This is a genomic window from Mesorhizobium sp. BR1-1-2, assembly GCF_020165435.1.
GTDB lineage: Bacteria > Pseudomonadota > Alphaproteobacteria > Rhizobiales > Rhizobiaceae > Mesorhizobium.
The window spans coordinates 87,603-109,721 of record NZ_JAIUID010000014.1 but is presented as its reverse complement, the minus strand read 5'-3'; the positions used below and the strand labels follow the sequence as shown (position 1 = coordinate 109,721).

Genomic DNA, 22,119 nt, shown 5'->3' with positions numbered 1-22,119 from the left:
CTGGCCGGCGGCTGGCCCGAAAGCGAGATCATGGCAACGCCCGCGCATGTCGCGATCATCATGGATGGAAACGGACGCTGGGCCAAGGCGCGCGGCATGCCGCGGCTCGCCGGCCATCGCGCGGGCGTAGAGGCACTGCGCAAGACGGTGCGCGCCGCGCCCGATCTCGGCATTTCCTACCTGACTGTCTATGCCTTCTCTTCGGAAAACTGGTCGCGGCCGAAATCCGAAGTCAGCGACCTGATGGGCCTGTTGAAGCTGTTCATTCGCCGCGACCTCGCCGAACTGCACCGCAGCGGCGTGCGCGTCAGGATCATCGGCGACAGGGCAGGGCTGCAGCCCGATATCAGGCTCCTGCTGGAAGAAGCCGAAGCGCTGACATCGGCCAACGAGGCGCTGACGTTGGTCATCGCCTTCAACTACGGCGGACGCGACGAGATCGTGCGCACGGCGCGCAAGCTTGCCTCGGCCGTCGCGCGCGGCGAGCTCGACAGCGAGGCCATCACCGCCGAATCCTTTGCCGGCTGCCTCGACACACAAGGCATTCCCGATCCCGAACTGGTCATACGCACCAGCGGTGAGCTTCGCCTTTCCAATTTTCTTCTATGGCAGGCTGCCTATAGCGAGCTTGTTTTCCTGCCTTGCTATTGGCCCGACTTCAGCCGTGAGCACCTCGCCGAAGCCTTGCGCGAATTTGCCGGCCGCGAACGCCGTTTCGGCGGACTGGGCACGCAGGACGTCGCTTCGCGACCGGCCGCGGGATGAGCAATCTTCAGCTTCGCGTCCTTTCGGCGGTCGTGCTTGCCATCGCGACGCTTGGCCTGACCTGGCTCGGCGGCCTGCCGTTCCGACTGCTTTCAGCCGCGATTTCCGCGGTGATCTTCTATGAATGGACGCGCATGTCCCGCCCCTCCGGGACGACCGGGCTGGGTTTTTTGCCGGAAGCGCTGCTGCTGGTGTTCCTCGTCGCCCTGATCGCCGGCCTGCCAGCCTTGTGGCTGCTGCTGCTGGTGGCTGCACTGGTCGCCGTCACGGCCATCGCCGCCCAACTGCGCGGGGCCGGGCAGTGGGATGCGTCAGGCCTTGCCTATGCAGCCGTCTCGGGTCTTTCCCTTGCGCTGCTGCGTGACGGCGACCATTCCGGTCTCGTCGCCATCCTGTTCCTGTTCGCGGTGGTCTGGGCGACCGATATCTTTGCCTATTTCGTCGGCCGGGCCGTCGGTGGCCCGAGGCTGGCGCCGTCCATCTCTCCCGGCAAGACACGGAGCGGCGCACTCGGCGGCGCCGTGGGTGGGGTCGTTGCGGGGCTCATCCTGGCCGCCGCCGCCGGTGCGGGCAACCTGGCAATGCTCGGTCTCGTCGCGCTCGCGCTTTCAATCGTCTCCCAGGCTGGCGACCTCCTGGAATCCTGGGTCAAGCGCCGCCACGGCCGCAAGGATTCGGGCGCGCTCATTCCGGGCCATGGCGGCGTCATGGACCGTGTCGACGGGCTTGTCGCGGCGGCTTTCGCCCTATACGTCATCGGCTGGATTGCGGCGGGCGCCGATCAGCCGGCACAGGGGCTGTTTCCCATTTGAACGGCATCGTTCCACGATCGATGCGGGCGCGCCTTGGATTCGCCTGGATTGATGTCACAGTCGCGGCGCAACGATGTCGCGGAAGAACTGAGGGCTTGAGTTGAACGAGATTCTTCACGCGATATTCGGCATGGAAGGCTTCCTTCTCGGCACGCTCGTGCCCTTCCTGTTCGTGCTGACCGTGGTCGTGTTCGTCCACGAAATGGGCCACTATCTCGTCGGCCGCTGGTGCGGCATTGGCGTCAGGGCCTTTTCGATCGGTTTCGGCCCGGAACTCTTCGGCTTCAACGACAGGCACGGCACGCGCTGGAAGCTCTGCGCCATACCGCTTGGCGGCTATGTCAAATTCGTCGGCGACATGAACGCCACCTCCAGCCAGCCGTCGACGGAAGAGATCGAAGCGCTGACCGACGCGGAACGCAAGGTCGCCTTCCACACCCAGCCGATCTGGAAGCGGGCGGCGACGGTGGTGGCCGGGCCGCTGTTCAATTTCCTGCTGACGATCGTCGTCTTTTCGGTGCTGTTTTCAGCCTATGGCCGCTATGTCGCGGAACCCATGGTGGCCGAGGTGACCGCCGACAGTCCGGCGGCGAAAGCCGGCATCCTGCCCGGCGACCGATTCGTCAGCGTCGACGGTAGCAAGATCGAAACCTTCGGTGATGTCCAACGCCTGGTTTCGGGCCGGGCCGGCGACAGCATCACCTTCGTCATGCTGCGCGACGGCAAGGAAGTGACCGTGACCGCCACGCCGCAGCTGATGGAGCAGCAGGACGCGCTCGGCAACAAGGTCAAGGTGGCCGTGATCGGCGTCGTCAACAACAAGGAACTCGGCCAGCCCAGGCTGATCACCTACAGCCCCGCCGGCGCGTTGACCGCGGCGGTGGAGGAGACCGGTCACGTCATCCAGCGCACCGGCCAGTTCCTGCAGCGCTTCGTCGTCGGGCGCGAGGACAAGTGCCAGCTTGGCGGCCCGGTGAAGATCGCCGACATGGCCGGCAAGGCGGCGAAGCTCGGCTTCGAATGGCTCGTGCAACTCGTTGCGCTGCTGTCCGTGGGCATCGGCATCCTCAATCTTTTGCCGATTCCCCCCCTCGACGGCGGCCATCTCCTGTTCTACGGGGTGGAGGCCGTCATCCGCCGGCCGGTGTCGGAACGGATGATGGAAATGGCCTATCGGGCTGGTCTGCTTCTGGTTTTGGGCTTCATGGGTTTCGTATTCTGGAACGATCTGTTTGGGTGCTGAAATCATGAAGAAATTTGGCTTCGGCATGGTCGATGTTGAGACGCCGTTTACCATGCACGGGGATATGAGTGACGCGAAAGCCACGCACCAGGGTTAAGTAAATACAAATTAACCAGAAGCCTTGCGTGTAGGGAAAATCCGGTTAATACGGTACGGGAAATTACCGCACGTCCGGTTTTCTCGCCGTGGGGACTACGAGAAAAGGTTATTAAGCCCGATGAAGGCAGCATCCAAGTTTTTGAGCGCCGCTTCCGCGGCAGCCCTGTCCGCGGCTTTGGTCGTGCCAGGTGCGCTCGCAGTGCAGTTCGTTGCCACATCGGCGGCCGAAGCCGCTGTCGTCAGCAGGGTGGAGGTGAGCGGCAACCAACGTGTCGACGCCGATACCATCCGCAATTACATCACCATCAAGCCGGGCAAATCCTTCTCCAGCTCCGATATCGACAGCGCGGTCAAGGCGCTGTTCGGCACCGGGCTGTTCTCGGATGTGCAGATCAATCAGGTCGGTTCGACGTTGGTGGTCAAGGTTTCCGAGTACCAGGTCGTTAACCAGGTGTTGTTCCAGGGCAACAAGAAGCTCAAGGACAACGCGCTTGCGGCTGCCGTACAGTTGAAGCCGCGCGGCACGTTCTCGCAGGCGGCGCTCGACGCCGATGTAGAGTCGGTCAAGGCCGCCTACAGGCGTATCGGCCGTGACGATGCCGCCGTAACCACCGAGGTCATGCAGCTCGGCGACAACCGCGTGAACGTGGTCTTCCATATCAATGAAGGTGATCGCACGCAGATCGCAGCGATCAATTTCGTCGGCAACAGCGCCTATTCGAGCCGCCGCCTGTCAGATGTGATCTCGACCAAGCGCTCGTCCTGGGTTTCGTTCATCCTGCGCGACGACGTCTATGACGACGACAAGCTGCGCGCCGACCAGGAGCTGCTGCGGCGCTTCTACTACAATCACGGCTATGCCGACTTCCAGGTCGTATCCGCTGTCGGCGAACTCGACAACGCGACCAACAAGTACACGGTCACCATAACCGTCCAGGAAGGCGAGCGTTATACGTTCGGCGACATCAGCGTCGAAAGCACGATTCCGGAAGTCGACTCGAAGGCGCTTGAATCGGTGGTCGAGACCCACAAGGGCGACGTCTACAACGCCAAGAACGTCGAGGACACCATCATTGCCCTGACCGAGAAGGTGGCCGGCTCTGGCTACGCCTTCGCGCAGGTGACGCCGCGTGGCGACCGCAATTTCGAGAATCATACGATTTCGGTGGTCTACACCATCGACCAGGGCACCAAGGCCTATGTCGAGCGTATCGAGATCCGCGGCAACGACCGCACACGCGACTATGTCATCCGCCGCGAGTTCGACGTCAGCGAAGGCGACGCGTTCAACCAGGTGCTGATCCAGCGCGCGAAGAAGCGGCTGGAAGATCTCAATTACTTTGACAAAGTCGAGGTTTCGACGGTTCCCGGCTCGGCGCCGGACCAGGTCGTGCTGGTGGTCGATGTGGTCGAAAAGTCGACCGGCGAGTTCTCGGTCGGTGCCGGCTATTCGACCGGTGGCGACACCGCCGGTCCGTCGGTCGAAGGATCGATCACCGAGCGCAACTTCCTCGGCCGCGGCCAATTCATCAAGGTGTCGGCGGGTGGCGGCAAGAACTCGCGCGATTACAGCCTTTCGTTCACCGAGCCGTATTTCCTCGGGCGTCGTATCGCCGCCGGCTTCGATATCTACAAGCGGACCAGGGAATACGACGACTACGACAGCGATACTGTGGGCGCGACGGTGCGCTTCGGTCTGCCGATCACCGACAGCATCTCGACCCAGCTGGCGTACAATATCTCCCGGGAGAAGTATGAGGTAGACGACGGTTGCGATGCCACCGATGTAGATCCCAGCGGCAACTGCGATATTTCCCGAGCCGTGTTGGATGGCATCGAGCAAAGCCCTTGGATCAAGTCGTCGGTCAGCCTGGGACTGGTCTACAACACCATTGACGACATGAAGAACCCGCATGAGGGTATCTATGCCACCTCCACGGTTGAAGTGGCCGGCCTCGGTGGCGACGCCAAGTTCGTGAAGGTCACCGGACGCGGCAGCGTCTATCAGACGCTGTCCGAGCAGTTCGATCTTGTCGGCCTCATTTCGGGCGGCGCAGGCCATGTCGAAGGCTACGGCGGCGACGGCGATCTCCGCATCTTCGATCACTTCCAGAGCACCGATCGCATGATCCGCGGTTTCGCTTATGGCGGCATCGGCCCAGTCGACAGCGACGGTGCGGGTGACCACCTTGGCGGCACCACTTATTTCAACGCGTCGGCAGAGGCTCAATTCCCGCTGCCGGTCGTTCCAGAAAGCTTCGGTCTGCGCGGCGCGGTCTTTGCAGACGCGGCAACACTCTATGGCAGCAAGGTTGCCAATGATTTGGTTGACCAATCATCCGTGGGCATGAAATGGCGCGCCTCCGTCGGTGTCGGCCTGATGTGGGCTTCGCCGTTCGGCCCGATCCGTATCGACTATGCGATCCCGGTCAAGAAAGAAGCGAGGGACGACGTGCAGGAATTCAACTTCGGCATATCGACCCGCTTCTGACCGGCGGATGACGATGCTCCCGGGTCGTTGAGATCCGGGAGAAAATGTTCCGATCTAGCTGGATATAGCTTCTGGAATGACCGATCCGGTGTTCTTCGCGCCATCACGCCGGTATACGGCGGGCGAAGTCGCGAATCTGACCGGCTCGGTGCTTGTCGATTCCGGCCAGTCCGGCGTTTTCATCGACGCGCTGGCGCCTGCCAACGAAGGCGGCGAGAATGCACTCGTTTTCGTCGATGGCAAACGCAATTCCGTGCTGATGCCGTCGCTGCGGGCGGCCGCTGTGCTGTGCCCGGCGGAGTTCGCCGGCAAGGCGCCTACCGCCATCGCCGTCCTTGTACATCCTCGTCCGCAACAGGCATTCGCGCTGGTCGGACGACTGCTGTTTCCGACAGCGGCGACACCGGGGCCGATGACCGGTGAAACCGGCATCTCGCCGCATGCCCATGTCGATCCGAGCGCACATGTCGAGGAAGGTGCTGTCGTCGAAGCCGGGGCGGTGATCGGTCCGGCAGTGTCCATTGGCGCCGGCACCGTCATTGCGCCTCATGCCGTCATCGGCCGCTCCTGCCAGATCGGGCGGGACGGCTATATCGGCCCGGGCGCCAGCGTCCAGTATGCCTTGATCGGCAACCGCGTCATCATCCATGGCGGCGCCCGGATCGGCCAGGACGGCTTTGGCTTCGTTGCCGGTGCCAAGGGACCGGAACGTGTTCCGCAGATCGGCCGCGTCATCATCCAGGACGACGTCGAGATCGGTTCCAATTCCACCGTCGACCGCGGCGCCATGTCCGACACGATCATCGGCCAAGGCACCAAGATCGACAATCTCGTGCAGATCGCGCATAACGTCCGCATTGGCCGCAACTGCATCGTGGCCGGGCTTTCGGGTATCTCCGGTTCCGTCGTCGTGGGCGACAATGTCACCATGGGCGGCGGCGTCGGGCTTGCGGATCACCTGACCATCGGGTCGGGAGCGAAGCTTGCCGCGAGAAGCGGATTCATGAGCAATGTGCCCGCGGGCGAGATCTGGGGCGGCTATCCGGCACAGCCGATGGCGGAAGCCATGCGCGAGATAGCCATGCTGCGCAAGCTCGCCAGGACCCGCAAACAGGGCGAGGGGAGCAATGGCTGACATGACCGCGGCGACGACGCTGGAAGCAGTCGACATATTGGCGCTGATGAAGCTCCTGCCACATCGCTATCCGTTCCTGATGATCGACCGGATCGTCGACATCGATGGCGACGAATCCGCTACCGGCATCAAGAACGTGACCATAAACGAGCCGCATTTCCAGGGTCATTTCCCTGAGCAGCCGGTCATGCCGGGCGTTCTCATCGTCGAGGCGATGGCACAGACTGCCGGCGCCATCTGCATCCGCAGTCTTCGCACTGAAAAGCCGTCGCTGGTCTATTTCCTGACTATCGACAATGCCAAGTTCCGCAAACCGGTCGTTCCCGGCGATCAGTTGAAGATCCATGTCAAGAAAATCAAGAAACGCGGCAACCTGCTCAAATTCGCCTGTGAAGCCCTGGTCGACGGCAACAAGGCCGCCGAGGCCGAGATTTCAGCCATGATGGTCACCGGCGACTGACAAATCGAATGCTTATGAAAATCAACACATCCATCCATCCTTCCTCCGTCGTGGAGGAAGGCGCTCAAATCGGCCAGGGCGTTCGCATAGGACCGCTCTGCTATGTCGGCGCAGATGCCGTGATCGGCGACGGCGTCGAACTGGTCAGCCATGTCTCGGTGATCGGCGCGACGACGATCGGCGCGTCGACCAAGGTCTATCCGATGGCGATACTGGGGGGGCCGCCGCAGAACACCAAGCATAAGGGGGGCCGCACCACGCTCGTCATTGGCGAGAATTGCACCATTCGCGAAGGCGTGACCATGCATGTCGGCACCGATACCAGCCGCGGCGAAACGACGGTCGGCGACAATGGTAATTTTCTCGCCTACGCCCACATCGCCCATGACTGCGTCGTCGGCAAGAACGCCACCTTCGCCAACGGCGCGACGCTGGGCGGACACTGCGAAATCGGCGACAACGTCTATATCGGCGGTCTCAGCGCCGTTCATCAATTCGTGCGGGTAGGCGACAACGCTTTTCTTGGCGGGTGCTCGGCTTTTGTTGGTGATGTCATTCCCTATGCCATGGCGGCGGGAAATCGGGCCAGTCTGCGCGGCCTCAACATCATCGGGCTGAAGCGCTCCGGCCTGCCAAGATCCGAGATCTATCTGCTGCGCAGGGTCTATAAGACAATATTCGACAGCTCGCGCACCGTTGGCGAGAACATCGAATTCGCCAAGGCGGAATTCGCCACGTCACCGACCGCCATGAAGATCATCGATTTCATCTCCAGTCGCGGCAAGCGGCACTATGCTGTGCCATCGCTCAAGGGGAGCGATGGCGATGACGGCGATGACGAAGACTGAGGCGGCTGCAGCGGATTTCGTTCTCTTGCCGGGGGGCAGGGTCGGCATCGTCGCCGGCGGCGGCAGCCTGCCAGTGGAAGTCGCGCAAGGCCTGGCCGAGCACGGCTACCCGCCCTTCATCCTCTTGATGGAAGGTGAGGCCGACCGCCAGCAGGAGTTGCTCCGATACGAACACGACAGCCTCGCCCTCGAGCAGATCGGTTCACTGGTGGCGACGCTGAAGCGCCACGGCATCACTCATGTGGTCCTTGCCGGCGAAATCAAACGCAGGCCCCGGCTGACCGACATCCGTCCTAGCCTCGGCTTGCTGGCGATCGTGCCGTCGGTGATCATGGCGCTGGCGCGCGGCGACGACGGACTTTTGAAGGTGGTGACACGCGGCCTGGAGAAGCGGGGCATCAAAGTTGTCGGCGCGCATGAGGTCGTTCCCGAACTGGCGGCCGGCGAAGGCACGTTGACCGCGGCGAAACCAAAGCAATCCGACTGGCGTGACATCGAGGCCGCCAGGCTGGCCGCCAAGGCCATCGGCGCGCTCGATATCGGGCAGGCGGCGATTGCGATCGGAGGCCGGGCGATCGCGCTGGAAGGCATTGAGGGCACGAGCGGCCTGCTCGAAAGAGCGCGCGCGCTGCGTGGCCATGGCAGGCTTGCCGGAAAGACCCGCGGGGTGCTGGTCAAATGCGCCAAACCCGGCCAGGAGCTGCGGGCCGACCTGCCGTCGATCGGACCGCAGACGGTGGAGGCAGCCCATGCGGCGGGGCTTGCCGGCATTGCCGTCGAAGCGGGGCGCTCGCTGATCCTGGAGGGACCCGCCACGCTGTCGCGGGCGAACGCGCTGGGCCTGTTCATCGTCGGGCTGCCAGCGGCGGAGCCGGCGCATGGCTGACAGGGCGCTGAAGATCGCAATCGTGGCCGGCGAGGAATCCGGCGACCTGCTTGGCGCCGACATCGTGCGCTCGATCAAGCAGTCGACGGGCCGCGAGGTGCAGATCGTCGGTCTCGGCGGCCGTCATCTGCAGGCGCTCGGGCTGGTCTCGCCGTTCGACGCCGGCGAGATCGCGCTCATGGGCTTCAGCGCCATCCTGCGCGACCTGCCAAGGCTGATGCGGCGGATCGGACAGCTGGCCAGGATGGTCGCGGATGAGAAACCCGACTGCCTCATCACCATCGATAGTCCCGACTTTTCGCTGCGCGTGGCCAGGAAAGTGCGCGCGGCCAACCCGTCCATCCCGATCATCCACTATGTCTGCCCCAGCGTCTGGGCATGGCGGCCGGGCAGGGCGGTGGCGATGAAGCCCTATGTCGACCACATCCTCTGCATCCTGCCGTTCGAGGTGAAGGAGCTAGGCAGGCTCGGCGGACCGCCAGGCACCTATGTCGGACATCGCCTCACCCATGACGCGGGCGTGCTGTCGGCGGCCAGGACGCAGGCCCAACCGCGGGACCTTTCGCCGGATCGCCTGAAGACGCTGCTCGTCCTGCCCGGCTCGCGACGCAGCGAAGTGCGGCGGCTGCTCGAGCCGTTTGGGGAGACCGTGTCGATGCTGCGGGCACGCGGGCATCGCCTGCGGCTGATGTTGCCGACCGTGCCGCATGTCGCCGATGTCGTGCGCTCGGCGGTCGCTCGCTGGGACGAGAAGCCCGAGATCATCCTCGACGCTGAGCGAAAGTGGCAGGCCTTCGGCAAGGCCGACGCGGCGCTGATCGCGTCCGGCACGGTTTCGCTTGAGCTGGCGCTGTCCGATGTGCCGATGATCTCCTGCTATAGGCTCGACCCTGTTGCGCGCATCGTGGCGCCATATCTCGTTTCGGTCTGGTCGGCGCTGCTGCCCAATCTGATATCGGACCGGGCGCTGATCCCGGAATTCTACAACGAATATGTCAAGCCGAACAATCTGGCCCGCCAGCTCGAAGCGCTGTTCGCCGACACAGGCATGCGCAGATGGCAGAAGGACGGGTTCGCCGAGATCGCGCGGCGCATGACGACCGACAAGCCGTCAGGCGACATCGCCGCGCAGGTGGTAATGAGGTATATCAAAGGAGTGAGTAGTGAGTAGGAAATGCCGCTCTTTTCCCTACTGACTACTGACTACTGACTACTCACTACTGCCTTATTTTACCGCTTCGCGATCGGCACATAATCCCGCTCGGGCGCGCCGGTATAGAGCTGGCGCGGGCGGCCGATCTTCTGGCGCGGATCCTCGATCATCTCCTTCCACTGCGCGATCCAGCCGACGGTGCGGGCAACCGCGAACAGCACGGTGAACATGGTGGTGGGGAAGCCCAGCGCCTTCAGCGTGATGCCGGAGTAGAAGTCGACATTGGGATAGAGCTTCTTCTCGATGAAGTAGGGATCGGTGAGCGCGATCTTCTCCAGTTCCATGGCGATGTCGAGCAGCGGATCGTCCTTGATGCCGAGCTCGCCCAGCACTTCGTGCGCGGTCTTCTGCATGATCTTGGCGCGCGGATCGTAGTTCTTGTAGACACGGTGGCCAAAACCCATCAGCCGGAACGGATCGTCCTTGTCCTTGGCGCGGGCGATGAATTCGGGAATGTGATCGACATGGCCGATCTCCCCCAGCATGTTCAGCGCCGCTTCGTTGGCGCCGCCATGCGCCGGCCCCCACAGGCAGGCGATGCCGGCGGCGATGCAGGCAAACGGATTGGCGCCCGACGAGCCGGCGAGCCGCACGGTCGAGGTCGAGGCGTTCTGCTCGTGGTCGGCGTGCAGGATGAAGATGCGTTCCATGGCGCGCGCCAGGACCGGGTTGATCTTGTATTCCTCGCACGGCACGGCAAAGCACATGTGCAGGAAGTTGGCGGCGAAATTCAGTTCGTTCTTCGGATAAATGAAGGGCTGGCCGATATGGTATTTGTAGGCCATGGCCGCGATCGTCGGCATCTTGGCGATCAGCCGCATCGACGCCACCATGCGCTGGTACGGGTCGGATATGTCGGTGGAGTCGTGATAGAAGGCCGACAGCGCGCCGACCACGCCGCACATCACCGCCATCGGATGCGCGTCGCGGCGGAAACCGGTGAAGAAGCGCGACATCTGCTCATGCACCATGGTATGGCGCGTCACGCGGTAGTCGAAATCGTCCTTCTGCGCCTTGGTCGGCAGTTCGCCGTAGAGCAGGAGATAACAGACTTCCAGGAAGTCGCCATGTTCGGCCAACTGGTCGATCGGATAGCCGCGATGCAGGAGAATGCCGGCGTCGCCATCGATGAACGTGATCTCGGACTCGCAGCTTGCCGTCGAAGTGAAGCCGGGATCGTAGGTGAAGGCACCGGTGGTGCTGTAGAGCGTGGCGATGTCGATGACGTCAGGCCCGACCGAACCACTTCGCACCTTGAATTCGTGCGTCTTGCCGGCGAATTCCAGCTTTGCGGTGGCTTCCTGGGTCTTGCCGCCCAGTTCCCGTCTTGTCGCAGCTTCGGTCATTGCAAACTCCTTCTTGTTTCCTCATGCCGGCAAAGGCAAATTCTGCAAAGCGACACGTCGAAGTCACCGAATGCGCGTATTCGCGACCGCATTTTAGGGGGTGCGTGCCAGATTGGGCCAAGGCCCAATGTTGCACTGCGAAACGCGCCTTTCAATGCCAATCTTCTTGGGCCAGATTGCTCCTAATCGATTTGATCCGCGATGCGCGCCAAGCTCTCCTCGCGACCAAGCACGGCGAGAACGTCGAACACGCCGGGTGAGGTGCTCTTGCCGGTCAGGGCGGCGCGCAAGGGCTGGGCGACGGCGCCGAGCTTGTGGCCGCCGGCCGTCGCATAGTCGCGGATCGCGGCTTCAGCCGAGGCCGCCGTCCAGTCGCCTGAAACCGCCTCGAGGGCGTCGTGAGCGCCACGCAGGACCTTGCGCGCATCGTCATTGAGCAGCAGGGCTGCCTTCTCGTCCATCGGCAACGGCCGCGCGGCGAACAGGAAGGCGGCGCCGTCGACGAGTTCGACCAGCGTCTTGGCGCGCTCCTTCAGCCCCGGCAACGCTGCCAGCAACTGCGCCCTGTTCCTGTCGTCGAGGCGTGCGGCCATCGCCGGACCGCCCTCGAGATAGGGCAGGGTGGCGATGAAGATGTCGAACAGCTCGGTATCGCCCATGCGGCGCATATGGACGCCGTTCAGCGCCTCGAGCTTGGCGAAATCGAAGCGGGCGGCGCCCTTGTTCACGTCGCCGATATCGAACCAGGCGATCATGTCCTGGATCGACATGATCTCGTCGTCGCCGTGGCTCCAGCCGAGCCGAGCCAGATAGTTCAGCAGCGCTTCGGGCAGGTAGCCCATGGCGCGGTAGGCCTCCACGCCCAGCGCGCCGTGCCGCTTCGACAGCTTGGCGCCGTCGGCGCCGTGGATCAGCGGTATGTGCGACATTGAAGGCACATCCCAGCCCATGGCGTTGTAGATCACGGTCTGGCGAGCGGCATTGGTGAGGTGGTCGTCGCCGCGGATGATGTGGGTGACGCCCATGTCGTGGTCGTCGACGACGACGGCATGCATGTAGGTCGGATTGCCGTCCGAGCGCAGGATGATGAAGTCGTCCAGATCCTTGTTGGGAAAGCGCACGTCGCCCTGGACACGGTCATGCACCACCGTCTCGCCCTTGGTCGGCGCCTTGATGCGGATCGCGCCCTTGACGCCGGGAGGCGCCTGCGAAGGGTCGCGGTCACGCCAGCTTCCGTCATAGCGCGGTGGCAGGCCCTTGGCCCGCGCCGCCTCGCGCATTGCCTCAAGCTCAGCGGGGGTCTCGTAGCTGTAGTAAGCCTTGCCCATGCGCACCAGCTCCTCGGCCACCTCGCGATGGCGCGGCGCGCGCTCGAACTGCGACACCGCCCCGCCATCCCAGGAGAGGCCGAGCCAGGTCAGCCCATCGAGAATGGCGGCCGTTGCCGCATCGGTGGAGCGCTCGCGGTCGGTGTCCTCGATGCGCAGCAGCATCGTACCGCCGGTGTGCCTGGCATAGAGCCAGTTGAACAGCGCCGTACGCGCGCCGCCAATGTGTAGGTAGCCGGTGGGCGAGGGGGCAAAACGGGTGACAACCTTGTCGGACATACAACTCTCGGGAAACGTCTGGAGCGGGGTGCGGATCACGCGCACTTTCGCGCGCCGCGCGTTCATGTAGCATAGGGTGTCGAGGGCGCAAGGGGCAGACCCGATGGCTGGAGCGGGCCGGGCCGCGGAGGAAGGCGACGACGTCGTTGCTGGCGTCAGCGAACGCTCGCTTTTTGCCATGCCCGCGCCGGTCTCATTGCCGCTGGCGCCGCCGCCCTTGCAGCAGCCGGGCAAGTCGCTGCCGCCGGATGTTTCCGCGCCGCCTGGCGTCCCTGCTGTCCGCGCGGCCTCGCGCCTGCGCCGGGAGTTCGGTCGTGCTTCATGGCCTCGCCTGCGCAACGGAGTGGCCAGAGCCGCCGAGCTCGAACTCGATCGGGGCGTAGCCTTCCTGCTGATACCGGTGTTCCTGGCATGCGGATCGGTGGCCTATTTTTCGCTGGCGGCGGAGCCGGGCTTTGCCAAGCCTCTCGCGATCGCGATCCTGATGGCGCTGTGCGCGCTCGTTTCGCGCTCATGGTCGAAAACCCATCTGTGCTTCATGGCGGCGCTGTTGTGCGCACTCGGCATGCTCGCCGGCAAAGTCGAGACCTGGCGGGCGGGAACGCGGATGCTGGGCTCGGAAATCTCCACGCAAATCACCGGCCGCGTCGTTTCAGTCGACCAGATGGAGACCGGTCGCATCCGGCTGACCATCGACGTGACATCGACCGCACGGCCGAAACTACGCTACGCGCCGGAGCGCGTCCGCCTTTCGGCGCGCAAGGTGCCGGCTGAGGTGACGGCCGGCTCGCTCGTGACCGGCTATGCCAAGCTGTTGCCGCCGACCGGGCCGGTGCGGCCGGACAGCTACGACTTTTCCTTCGACAGCTACTTCGCCGGCATCGGTGCCAGCGGGTTCTTTCTCGGCAATCCCAAGATCGTCTCGGCCGATGATAGGCCGCTGTGGGCCGCCCTTTCAGCCGCCATCGAGAGTGCTCGTGAAAGCATTGCCGACCATATCAGGGACAGCATCGGCGGCGCCGAGGGCGAGATCGCCGCGGCGCTGATCGTGGGCGTGCGCGCCGGGATTCCCGACGAAATCAACGAAGCGATGCGACGCACCGGCATCTACCACATCATCTCCATTTCCGGGCTGCACATGGCGCTGGTCGCCGGCACCGTCATGGGGCTGCTGCGTGGTGGCTTCGCGCTGTTCCCGAACTTTTCCTCCCGCCGGCCGGTCAAGAAATACGCGGCCGCGGCGGCACTTTTCTCGATCGCCGCCTATCTCGTCATTTCGGGCGTCGTCGTTGCCGCCGAACGCAGCTTCATCATGCTGGCGGTGATGCTGATCGCCGTCCTGTTCGATCGGGCGGCACTCACCATGCGCAATCTGGCTATTTCGGCGATCGCCGTCATCGTGGTGTCGCCGCACGAGGTGGTAGGGCCGAGCTTCCAAATGTCGTTCGCCGCCACCGCGGCCCTGGTCGGCGCCTATGCCGGCTGGTCGGATCGCAAAGCCGACAAAGCGCGGACCCCGCCGCAACGGACCTTGCCTGGCCTCCTGACGCGAAAATTGCTGCTGGCGACAGGTAGGCTGGCGATGACCTCGATCATCGCGGGAAGCGCCACGGCGCTTTTCGCCATCTGGCATTTCCAGCGCGTTTCACCACTCAGCCTGTTCGCCAATCTTGCAGTCATGCCGATCGTTTCCGTCGTGATGTTCCTTGCGGTTGCCAGCGCGCTGCTGATGCCGTTCGGGTTCGATGGACCATCGCTTTATCTGATGGGCAAGGGACTGACCGTGATGATCACCATATCGGGATGGATCTCGCAACGCTCGCCGGTCGACGCGGTCGGGTTGATTTCGCAGCAATCCGTCCTTCTGGTGGCGATCGCCCTGGTCATCGCGACGATGGCCACGACATGGCTGCGGCTGGCGGCACTTCCCTTCGCGCTCGCCGGCCTGTTGACCGTCTCGGACACGCGCACGCCGGACGTGCTGATTTCGGAGGATGCCCGCCTGGTGGCGCTGCCGATCGGCGGCGGCGAGCTCGCGATCAACCGGGCGCGTCCGAACGAATTCACCGTCGACAACTGGAAACGCGCGCTGAAATCCGAAACCATCGTCGCGCCGGAACTGTTCGACAGCGGAGACCGACAGTTCGACGTCTTCGATCCCGCGCAACTTCCGGCGGGAGCGCCTTTCTATTGCTTCACCGGCCTGTGCATGGCCCGGCATCCCTCCGGGGCGATCATCGCGCAGGTGGAGGATCGCAAGGATGCCTGGAGGGCCTGCGCCTATGCGGATCTGATCGTCATCGACGACCCGGGGGGCTACGACCCCTGCCACAATCCGCTGGTCCTCGTCATCACCAAGCGGCAGCTCGCTCGGAACGGAAGTGCCGCCGTCTTCTTCGACCAGCAATCGGCGACGGAACCGGCCCAGGTCAGCTTTGCCGTCGACAGGCCATATCGGCCCTGGCACGAACAGCGAAAATTCTCGCGCGAGGCACGGGGACTGCCGCCCTACCGCAAACCCGAAAAGCCCAACGCCGAACCCGCTCAGTAGCGCCTGATCAGTCCGACCAGCTTGCCTTGCACCTTGACCCTGTCCGGTCCGAAAATACGTGTTTCATAAGCCGGATTGGCGGCCTCGAGCGCAATCGAGGCGCCCTTGCGACGGAAGCGCTTCAGCGTCGCTTCCTCCTCGTCGACCAGGGCCACGACAATCTCGCCGGGACTTGCGGTGTCGGCGTTGCGAATGATGACCGTATCGCCGTCGAAGATGCCGGCCTCGATCATCGAATCGCCCTTGACCTCCAGCGCATAATGCTCGCCGCCCATGATCATGTCCGGCGGCACCGAGATGGAATGCGTCTGATGCTGGATAGCGTCGATCGGCACGCCGGCCGCGATACGGCCCATGACCGGGATCGAAACCGCTGAAACCGCGTCGTCGTCATTGCCGGCGGCGGGCAGGCGCGAGGGCGCCGCCGGCTTGATCTGCCTGTTAAGGCCGCCCTGTCCAAGGCTGCCCTGGATGACGCTCGGGGAGAACTTCTTTGCCGCGTTAAGACCCGGCGCGATCGAATCCGGCAGGCGCAGCACCTCCAGCGCGCGCGCCCGGTTCGGCAGGCGGCGAATGAAGCCGCGCTCCTCCAACGCCGTGATCAGCCGATGAATTCCCGACTTGGAGGCGAGGTCCAGCGCTTCCTTCATCTCGTCGAAGGACGGCGGAATGCCGCTTTCCTTCAGCCGTTCATGGATGAACATCAAGAGTTCATGTTGCTTGCGCGTGAGCATGGCGGCCCCCAAAGGCATTGCACGAAGGGTCTGGAATCAGAATCAGAAAACAAACCCAGAACAAACACTATCTGTTCCAGTTGTGTTCCGCAACCATTTAAAGTTTAATGAATTTGTTAAGGCGGCGGAAACGAAAGGCCCTCCTGCAGCCAGCATCCTGCCAGCGCCGTCCGTCGTCAATGCGCTCTCAGCCTCTTTGAAACTATTTTGGTTAATGGCCTGTGGCCCGGCCGATCTCCACTCTTGGTACAAGCCTGCAAACCGTGTGGCCGGCAGGTGCCGGCTGCCTTTTGGGGCGGATCAAAATCTCCGCAGCTCGTGAACGAAACGAAACCAAAATGCCAACTTCCTGCCGGAAAGCGGCCAGGCATCACCGAATGCGACGGGCTGCGTTCGTTCGCTCCTTGCTTCCGGTTCGCTTGACTAAACCGTATAACAATATACGGTTTTCGAAGAGGGACACCAATGACCACGCCGAAGCAGGCCGCGCGACGTGAACGGATAGAGGAGGCCGCCTATGCGGTGCTCCGGGAAACCGGCTACAGAAGCGCTTCCCTGCTTGCCATCGCCAAGCGGGCATCGGCCTCGAACGAAACCCTCTACAACTGGTACGGCAACAAGCAGGTCCTGTTTCGATCCTTGATCGAAGCGAATGCGGGAGAAGCAAGGAAGCTGCTGGAGGACGCCCTTCGCCAGGCGCGCGATCCGCTCGAAACCCTGAACTTGCTCGGGCCAGTCCTGCTGACCCTTGTGACGGGCGACAAGGCGGTGGCGCTCAATCGCGCCGCAGCCGGCGACGTCAACGATACAGGCACGCTTGGCCAGTCGATCGCGCAATTCGGCCGCAATACCATAATGCCGCTCGTTGGCGACCTGCTTCGAACCGCAAGTCGGGCCGGCCTGATCGCCTGTGACGATCCTGCCGAAGCCGCCGACATCTACGTCCGGCTTTTGATCGGCGATCTCCAGGTTCGCCGGATCGTCGGAGTGCTCGAGGAATTGCCTCGGCCGGAAATCGAGCAAAGATCGAACCGGGCGTTCACCCTGTTCTTGCGCCTCTATGCGGCCAGCCCTTGCCCCGGCGGCAAAACGGCCGGCCCCTTTCCGGGGCGCTCTTCTCACCGAGGAACATCGTGACCATGAGCAAAATTCCCGATCTCGCAGCGATCGAGGCAATGGACACCGCGGATCCGCTGCGTGCCATGCGTGACCGCTTCACCTTGCCTCAAGGGGTGATCTATCTCGACGGCAATTCGCTGGGCGCCGCTTCGCCCGCCGTGTTCGGGGAGCTGCAGCAGGCCGCCACGCAGGAGTGGGCGCAGGATCTGATCCGCGCCTGGAACACCGCCGGCTGGTTCGACATGCCGGTCGAACTCGGCGACCAGCTCGGGCGCCTGATCGGGGCCGCCGCCGGCCAGACGGTGGTCTGCGATACCACCTCGATCAACATCTACAAGGTGCTGCATGCGGCACTCGGGATGCGGCCGGACAGGTCGGTCATCGTCGCCGAGGGGGACAGCTTTCCGACCGATCTCTATATGGCCGAAGGCGTTGCCTCGACGCGGCCGGGCACGATGCTGCGGCTCGAGGGCGTCGATGCGCCGACCATAGAAGAACTGATCGACGAGCAGGTCGCGGTCATCCTGGTCAACCACGTCAACTACAAATCCGGGCAGCTGCGCGACATGGCCGCGCTTACGCGCAGGGCGCATGATGCCGGCGCGCTGATCGTCTGGGATCTCTGCCATACCGCCGGCGCCCTGCCGGTCGAGCTCGACCGTTCGAACGCAGATTTCGCCGTCGGCTGCACCTACAAATATCTCAATGGCGGCCCGGGTGCCCCGGCCTTCATCTACGCGGCCGAGCGCCACCATGGCGATGTCCGCCAGCCGCTCAGCGGCTGGTGGGGCCATGCGCGGCCTTTCGCCTTCGAACAGGGTTTTGCTGCCGGCACAGGCATCCGCCGGTTTCTCTGCGGCACGCAGCCTGTGCTGTCGATGCGCGCGCTCAAAGGGGCGCTCGATGTCTGGAACGACATCGACATGGCAGAGGTGCGCAGGAAGAGCATCGCCTTGACCGATCTGTTCATCCGGCTCGTCGAGGCAAAATGCGGCGTCTACGGCCTCGAACTCGAAAGCCCGCGCGACGGCAATGAGCGCGGCAGCCAGGTGTCGTTCCTCCACCCGCATGGCTATCAGGTGATGCGGGCCCTGATCGAGCGCGGCGTGATCGGCGATTTCCGCGCGCCATCCACGATTCGCTTCGGCTTCACGCCGCTTTATGTCGGCTATGTCGATGTCTGGCAGGCGGTCGAGGTGCTGGAAGACATTTTGCGCACGGACGCCTGGCAGGAGGCGCGTTTCGCCGTCAAGGCGGCGGTGACTTAAGAGCCTGTCGCTCAGAAAAGCGCAGCGGTTTCGAGATAACGACATGCACTCGGCAAAGCTACGTCAGAGCCGGGTGCGGACCTTCCACAGCTCCGGGAACAACTCGACCTCCAGCATCTTCTTCAGATAGGACGCGCCCGATGTGCCGCCGGTGCCGCGCTTCATGCCGATGATGCGCTCGACCGTGGTGACGTGGTTGAAGCGCCAGCGGCGGAAATAATCCTCGAAGTCGACCAGCTTCTCGGCGAGTTCGTAGAACATCCAGTAGCGCTGCGGGTCGCGGTAAATGGTCTGCCAGGCGACCAGGACCTCTTCGTTTTCGGTCCGCGTTTCGCGCCAGTCCGTGCGCCTTGCGTCGACGCCGATGTCGAAGCCGTTGCGGGCGAGCAGCAGCAGCGCCTCGTCGTAGAGCGACGGCTGCGCCAGGATCGCCTCCAGTTTCTCGCTGAGGTCCGGCCGATGCTTGTGCGGCCCGAGCATTGCGAGGTTGCGGTTGCCGGCCATGAATTCGATGGCGCGGTATTGCCAGGACTGGAAGCCCGAGGACTGGCCGAGCGCATCGCGGAATTCGGTGTATTCGCTGGGCGTCATCGTGCGCAGCACGTCCCAGGCATTGTTGAGCTGCTCGAAGATGCGCGCGACGCGCGAAAGCATCTTGAAGCTCGGTTCGAGACGGTCGGCGCGGATGGAGCGGATTGCGGCGCCGATTTCGTGCAGCGCGAGCTTCATCCAGAGTTCCGATGTCTGGTGCTGGATGATGAACAGCATCTCGTCATGGGCTGACGAAAGCGGCTGCTGCGCCTCGAGCACCTTTTCCAGATGCAGATAGTCGCCGTAGGACATGCGCTCCTTGAACGACATTTCCGCGCCCTCGGTGGAAGGGTCGTAGGGCTTGCTCAATTGATCTTCTCCGCGCGCAGCCGGAAGCGCTGGATCTTGCCGGTTTGCGTCTTGGGCAAAGCGGCGATGAATTTTACCGAGCGCGGGTATTTGTAGGGCGCGATCGTCGCCTTGACATGGTCCTGCAGGCGCTTCACGGTCATTGCGTCCGGCGCCACGCCTTGCACCAGCACCACATGCGCCTCGACGATCTGGCCGCGCTCTGCATCCTCGGCGCCGACCACCGCGCATTCGGCGACATCGGCATGCGCCAGCAGCGCCGCTTCGACCTCGGGGCCGGCGATGTTGTAGCCGGCACTGACGATCATGTCGTCGGAGCGCGCGGCGAAGTGGAAGAAACCGTCCTCGTCCTGCCAGAACGTGTCGCCGGTGAGGTTCCACCCGTCGCGGACATAGTCGCTCTGCCTGGCATCGGCCATGTAGCGGCAGCCGGTCGGTCCCCGCACCGCGAGCCTGCCCGCGGTGCCGCGCGGCACTTCACGCATTTCGTCGTCGACGATGCGCGCCTGATAGCCGCCAACGGCCTTGCCGGTGGAAGCGGGCTTCATGTCGTCGAAACGGTTGGAGATGAAAATATGGAGCATTTCCGTGGCGCCGATGCCGTCGAGGATCGGCTTGCCGGTCTTCTCAGTCCATTCCTCGAAGACCGGCGCGGGCAAGGTCTCGCCGGCTGAAACGGCGACCCGCAGCGACGATAAATCGGCCCCTTCGTCCATGGCCTTGAGCATTGCGCGATAGGCGGTGGGCGCGGTGAAGGAGATTGTCGCTTTGTAGCTTTCGATGATTTGGACCATGTTGGGCGGTGTGGCCTGTTCCAGCAGCGTCGCCGCGGCGCCGAAACGCAGCGGGAAGATGGCGAGCCCGCCAAGGCCGAAGGTGAAGGCCAGCGGCGGCGAGCCAACGAAGATGTCGTCCGGCGTCACCTGCAGGATCTCGCGGGCGTAGGCGTCGGCGATGATCAGGAGGTCGCGGTGAAAATGCATCGTCGCCTTCGGCACGCCCGTCGTGCCCGAGGTGAAGCCGAGCAGGGCGACGTCGTCGCGCCCGGTCTGCACCGCGGCAAATGTCACGGGTTTGTCGAGGGCTGCACGATCGAGTTCGGCATCGTGGTTGGCAGTACCGTCGAAACCGATGACCTGCTTGAGGAACGCGCTGTCCTTGGCGCAGGCGGTCATCTCGTCCATCAGCCTGGTGTCGCATAGCGCTGTCGAGATTTCGGCCTTGTCGACGATCTTGGCGAGTTCGCCGGCGCGCAGCATCGGCATGGTGTTGACCACGACGGCGCCGACCTTGGTGGCGGCCAGCCAGCAAGCCACCATTGCGGGGTTGTTGGCCGAGCGGATCAGCACCCGGTTGCCTGGCTTGACGCCGTAATTCTCGACCAGCGCATGCGCCAGCCTGTTCGTCCAGTCGGACAATTCCTTGTAGGTGCGGCGGCGGCCATTGCCGATCAGCGCGGTGTGGTCGCCGAGGCCTTTCTCGACCAACCTGTCGGTCAGTTCGACGCCGGCATTGAGCCGCTCGGGATAGTCGAAGCCGTCGAGCAGGAAGTCCGGCCACTGGTCGGGCGGCGGCAGGTTATCGCGCGTGAAGGTATCGATATGCGCTGATGGCCCAAGCATTTTCGGCTGCCCCTGTCTGCCTCACGCCCATCGCTGAACAGGGCACAGGATCGCACCAGTCGAAATTTGTTTCAAGCCTAAAATGTTTTGCTCCGGGAGCATTGACGTTGCCGCTGTCGATGGCCATTGCTAGCGGCTGAAACAATCCCGTCCGGGGGAGGGTGCCGATGCTCGAACATCGCATTGCCGATTGGGACAATGCCTACGCCAACGGCGCCAACATCGCTGGCAGCGATCGCTGGCCGGCTGCATGGGTCGAACCGGCGCAGGCATTTCGCGATGCGCTTGCGGCAAAGGGCAGGGCTCAGCTCGATAGCGCCTATGGCGACAGGCCGCGCAACCGGCTCGATCTCTTCCTTCCCGCCGCCACGCCCAAGGGGCTCGTCGTGTTTATCCATGGCGGCTACTGGCTGGAGTCCGACAAGGATAGCTGGTCGCATCTCGCCAAGGGCTCGGTTGACAGCGGCTTTGCCGTGGCGATGCCGTCCTATACGCTCTGCCCCGACATACGCATCGCCGGCATCTCCCACGAGATCGGCGCGGCGATCGGCAAGGCGGCGGCGATGGTCGGGGGACCGCTTATGCTGACCGGGCATTCGGCCGGCGGCCATCTCGCCAGCCGCATGGCGACGATGTCAACGCCCCTGGCAGCCGACGTGGCAAGGCGCGTACGCCACGTCGTTTCGATTTCAGGCCTGCACGACCTGCGTCCGCTCATGCGCACCGGCATGAACGCGGCGCTGAAAATCGATGAAGCCGAGGCGCTGACGGAAAGCCCGGCGCTGCTGCGGCCCATGGATGGCGCGCGCATCACGTGCTGGGCCGGAGGCGGCGAGCGGTCCGAGTTCTTGCGCCAGAGCGCCTTGCTGGCCAATATCTGGACAGGGCTTGGTGCCGTCACGAGCGCGGTGGTCGAGCCGGACCGACATCATTACGACATTGTCGAAGGCCTGGCCGATCCGGCGCATCCGCTGACACGAGTTTTGCTAGCGGAGTCAACGATCTGATTTGTCGCTAGAA

At 63.6% G+C, this 22,119-nt stretch carries 18 protein-coding genes; 13 read left to right on the top strand and 5 right to left on the bottom strand.

Annotation, left to right across the window (positions count from 1 at the left end):
- Nucleotides 1–30 precede the first annotated feature (30 nt).
- The 9 genes from LB551_RS24535 to lpxB all read left to right on the top strand — a co-directional run bounded on the left by LB551_RS24535 (nucleotide 31) and on the right by lpxB (nucleotide 9,910).
- Nucleotides 31–765, top strand: a complete 735-nt coding sequence (locus LB551_RS24535) for an isoprenyl transferase (protein ID WP_224660702.1) — start codon at nucleotides 31–33, stop codon at nucleotides 763–765.
- Entirely contained in the window at nucleotides 762–1,577 is an 816-nt protein-coding gene (locus LB551_RS24530) for a phosphatidate cytidylyltransferase (RefSeq protein ID WP_224660700.1), read from the top strand. Before LB551_RS24535 ends, LB551_RS24530 begins: the two co-directional genes overlap by 4 nt.
- 100 nt (nucleotides 1,578–1,677) lie before the next feature.
- Complete coding sequence (rseP, locus tag LB551_RS24525; protein ID WP_224660699.1) at nucleotides 1,678–2,820, top strand: RIP metalloprotease RseP; 1,143 nt, start codon at nucleotides 1,678–1,680, stop codon at nucleotides 2,818–2,820.
- Between the two features lie 217 nt (nucleotides 2,821–3,037).
- Complete coding sequence (bamA, locus tag LB551_RS24520; protein WP_140548365.1) at nucleotides 3,038–5,410, top strand: outer membrane protein assembly factor BamA; 2,373 nt, start codon at nucleotides 3,038–3,040, stop codon at nucleotides 5,408–5,410.
- Nucleotides 5,411–5,486: 76 nt separating this feature from the next.
- Entirely contained in the window at nucleotides 5,487–6,545 is a 1,059-nt protein-coding gene (gene lpxD, locus LB551_RS24515; RefSeq protein ID WP_224660697.1) for a UDP-3-O-(3-hydroxymyristoyl)glucosamine N-acyltransferase, read from the top strand.
- The gene (gene fabZ / locus LB551_RS24510) at nucleotides 6,538–7,005 is read left to right on the top strand and encodes a 3-hydroxyacyl-ACP dehydratase FabZ (RefSeq protein ID WP_140548369.1); all 468 of its coding nucleotides are present in this window, start codon (nucleotides 6,538–6,540) and stop codon (nucleotides 7,003–7,005) included. Before lpxD ends, fabZ begins: the two co-directional genes overlap by 8 nt.
- Nucleotides 7,006–7,019: 14 nt before the next feature.
- Complete coding sequence (gene lpxA / locus LB551_RS24505; protein WP_224660696.1) at nucleotides 7,020–7,853, top strand: acyl-ACP--UDP-N-acetylglucosamine O-acyltransferase; 834 nt, start codon at nucleotides 7,020–7,022, stop codon at nucleotides 7,851–7,853.
- On the top strand, nucleotides 7,840–8,739 hold the full coding sequence (locus tag LB551_RS24500) for an LpxI family protein (RefSeq protein WP_411970966.1): 900 nt from the start codon (nucleotides 7,840–7,842) through the stop codon (nucleotides 8,737–8,739). Before lpxA ends, LB551_RS24500 begins: the two co-directional genes overlap by 14 nt.
- Nucleotides 8,732–9,910 carry a lipid-A-disaccharide synthase gene (gene lpxB, locus LB551_RS24495; protein WP_224660694.1) on the top strand — a complete coding sequence of 393 codons (1,179 nt, stop codon included), beginning with the start codon at nucleotides 8,732–8,734 and terminating at the stop codon, nucleotides 9,908–9,910. Before LB551_RS24500 ends, lpxB begins: the two co-directional genes overlap by 8 nt.
- A 59-nt stretch (nucleotides 9,911–9,969) precedes the next feature.
- On the opposite strand, the gene gltA is transcribed toward lpxB, so the two are convergent.
- Nucleotides 9,970–11,298 (bottom strand): citrate synthase, encoded by a 1,329-nt coding sequence (gene gltA / locus LB551_RS24490; RefSeq protein ID WP_140498678.1) that lies wholly within the window; start codon nucleotides 11,296–11,298, stop codon nucleotides 9,970–9,972.
- Nucleotides 11,299–11,480: 182 nt separating this feature from the next.
- Nucleotides 11,481–12,905, bottom strand: coding sequence for a glutamate--tRNA ligase (gltX, locus tag LB551_RS24485; protein WP_224660693.1), 1,425 nt, complete (start codon nucleotides 12,903–12,905; stop codon nucleotides 11,481–11,483).
- A 103-nt stretch (nucleotides 12,906–13,008) separates the two neighbouring features.
- Between gltX and LB551_RS24480 the strand changes: the two genes are divergently transcribed.
- A complete protein-coding gene (locus tag LB551_RS24480) occupies nucleotides 13,009–15,456 on the top strand; it encodes a ComEC/Rec2 family competence protein (RefSeq protein ID WP_224660692.1) in 2,448 nt (815 codons plus the stop codon).
- On the opposite strand, the gene lexA is transcribed toward LB551_RS24480, so the two are convergent.
- Nucleotides 15,450–16,190, bottom strand: a complete 741-nt coding sequence (gene lexA / locus LB551_RS24475) for a transcriptional repressor LexA (RefSeq protein ID WP_140548381.1) — start codon at nucleotides 16,188–16,190, stop codon at nucleotides 15,450–15,452. The genes LB551_RS24480 and lexA overlap by 7 nt on opposite strands.
- Nucleotides 16,191–16,655: 465 nt before the next feature.
- Between lexA and LB551_RS24470 the strand changes: the two genes are divergently transcribed.
- Nucleotides 16,656–17,327 carry a TetR/AcrR family transcriptional regulator gene (locus LB551_RS24470; protein ID WP_224660691.1) on the top strand — a complete coding sequence of 224 codons (672 nt, stop codon included), beginning with the start codon at nucleotides 16,656–16,658 and terminating at the stop codon, nucleotides 17,325–17,327.
- A gap of 2 nt (nucleotides 17,328–17,329) precedes the next feature.
- Nucleotides 17,330–18,577, top strand: a complete 1,248-nt coding sequence (gene kynU / locus LB551_RS24465) for a kynureninase (RefSeq protein ID WP_224660690.1) — start codon at nucleotides 17,330–17,332, stop codon at nucleotides 18,575–18,577.
- Between the two features lie 63 nt (nucleotides 18,578–18,640).
- Here kynU and kynA read toward each other — a convergent pair whose 3' ends face one another.
- Both kynA and LB551_RS24455 read right to left on the bottom strand, forming a co-directional pair.
- Nucleotides 18,641–19,477: a tryptophan 2,3-dioxygenase gene (gene kynA, locus LB551_RS24460; protein WP_263496014.1), complete on the bottom strand. Its 837-nt coding sequence runs from the start codon at nucleotides 19,475–19,477 to the stop codon at nucleotides 18,641–18,643.
- Entirely contained in the window at nucleotides 19,474–21,099 is a 1,626-nt protein-coding gene (locus tag LB551_RS24455; RefSeq protein ID WP_224660689.1) for an AMP-binding protein, read from the bottom strand. Before LB551_RS24455 ends, kynA begins: the two co-directional genes overlap by 4 nt.
- A 167-nt stretch (nucleotides 21,100–21,266) precedes the next feature.
- Here LB551_RS24455 and LB551_RS24450 point away from each other — a divergent pair, with 167 nt between their 5' ends.
- On the top strand, nucleotides 21,267–22,106 hold the full coding sequence (locus tag LB551_RS24450; protein WP_224660688.1) for an alpha/beta hydrolase: 840 nt from the start codon (nucleotides 21,267–21,269) through the stop codon (nucleotides 22,104–22,106).
- Nucleotides 22,107–22,119 lie beyond the last annotated feature (13 nt).

What these genes read in the sequence shown, in the direction of transcription:
- LB551_RS24535 (WP_224660702.1), top strand. Translation starts at nt 31, where the DNA reads ATGGCAACGCCCGCGCATGTCGCGATCATCATGGATGGAAACGGACGC.
- LB551_RS24530 (WP_224660700.1), top strand. Translation starts at nt 762, where the DNA reads ATGAGCAATCTTCAGCTTCGCGTCCTTTCGGCGGTCGTGCTTGCCATC.
- bamA (WP_140548365.1), top strand. Translation starts at nt 3,038, where the DNA reads ATGAAGGCAGCATCCAAGTTTTTGAGCGCCGCTTCCGCGGCAGCCCTG.
- lpxD (WP_224660697.1), top strand. Translation starts at nt 5,487, where the DNA reads ATGACCGATCCGGTGTTCTTCGCGCCATCACGCCGGTATACGGCGGGC.
- fabZ (WP_140548369.1), top strand. Translation starts at nt 6,538, where the DNA reads ATGGCTGACATGACCGCGGCGACGACGCTGGAAGCAGTCGACATATTG.
- lpxA (WP_224660696.1), top strand. Translation starts at nt 7,020, where the DNA reads ATGAAAATCAACACATCCATCCATCCTTCCTCCGTCGTGGAGGAAGGC.
- LB551_RS24500 (WP_411970966.1), top strand. Translation starts at nt 7,840, where the DNA reads ATGACGAAGACTGAGGCGGCTGCAGCGGATTTCGTTCTCTTGCCGGGG.
- lpxB (WP_224660694.1), top strand. Translation starts at nt 8,732, where the DNA reads ATGGCTGACAGGGCGCTGAAGATCGCAATCGTGGCCGGCGAGGAATCC.
- gltA (WP_140498678.1), bottom strand. Translation starts at nt 11,298, where the DNA reads ATGACCGAAGCTGCGACAAGACGGGAACTGGGCGGCAAGACCCAGGAA.
- gltX (WP_224660693.1), bottom strand. Translation starts at nt 12,905, where the DNA reads ATGTCCGACAAGGTTGTCACCCGTTTTGCCCCCTCGCCCACCGGCTAC.
- LB551_RS24480 (WP_224660692.1), top strand. Translation starts at nt 13,009, where the DNA reads ATGGCTGGAGCGGGCCGGGCCGCGGAGGAAGGCGACGACGTCGTTGCT.
- lexA (WP_140548381.1), bottom strand. Translation starts at nt 16,190, where the DNA reads ATGCTCACGCGCAAGCAACATGAACTCTTGATGTTCATCCATGAACGG.
- LB551_RS24470 (WP_224660691.1), top strand. Translation starts at nt 16,656, where the DNA reads ATGACCACGCCGAAGCAGGCCGCGCGACGTGAACGGATAGAGGAGGCC.
- kynU (WP_224660690.1), top strand. Translation starts at nt 17,330, where the DNA reads ATGAGCAAAATTCCCGATCTCGCAGCGATCGAGGCAATGGACACCGCG.
- LB551_RS24455 (WP_224660689.1), bottom strand. Translation starts at nt 21,099, where the DNA reads ATGCTTGGGCCATCAGCGCATATCGATACCTTCACGCGCGATAACCTG.
- LB551_RS24450 (WP_224660688.1), top strand. Translation starts at nt 21,267, where the DNA reads ATGCTCGAACATCGCATTGCCGATTGGGACAATGCCTACGCCAACGGC.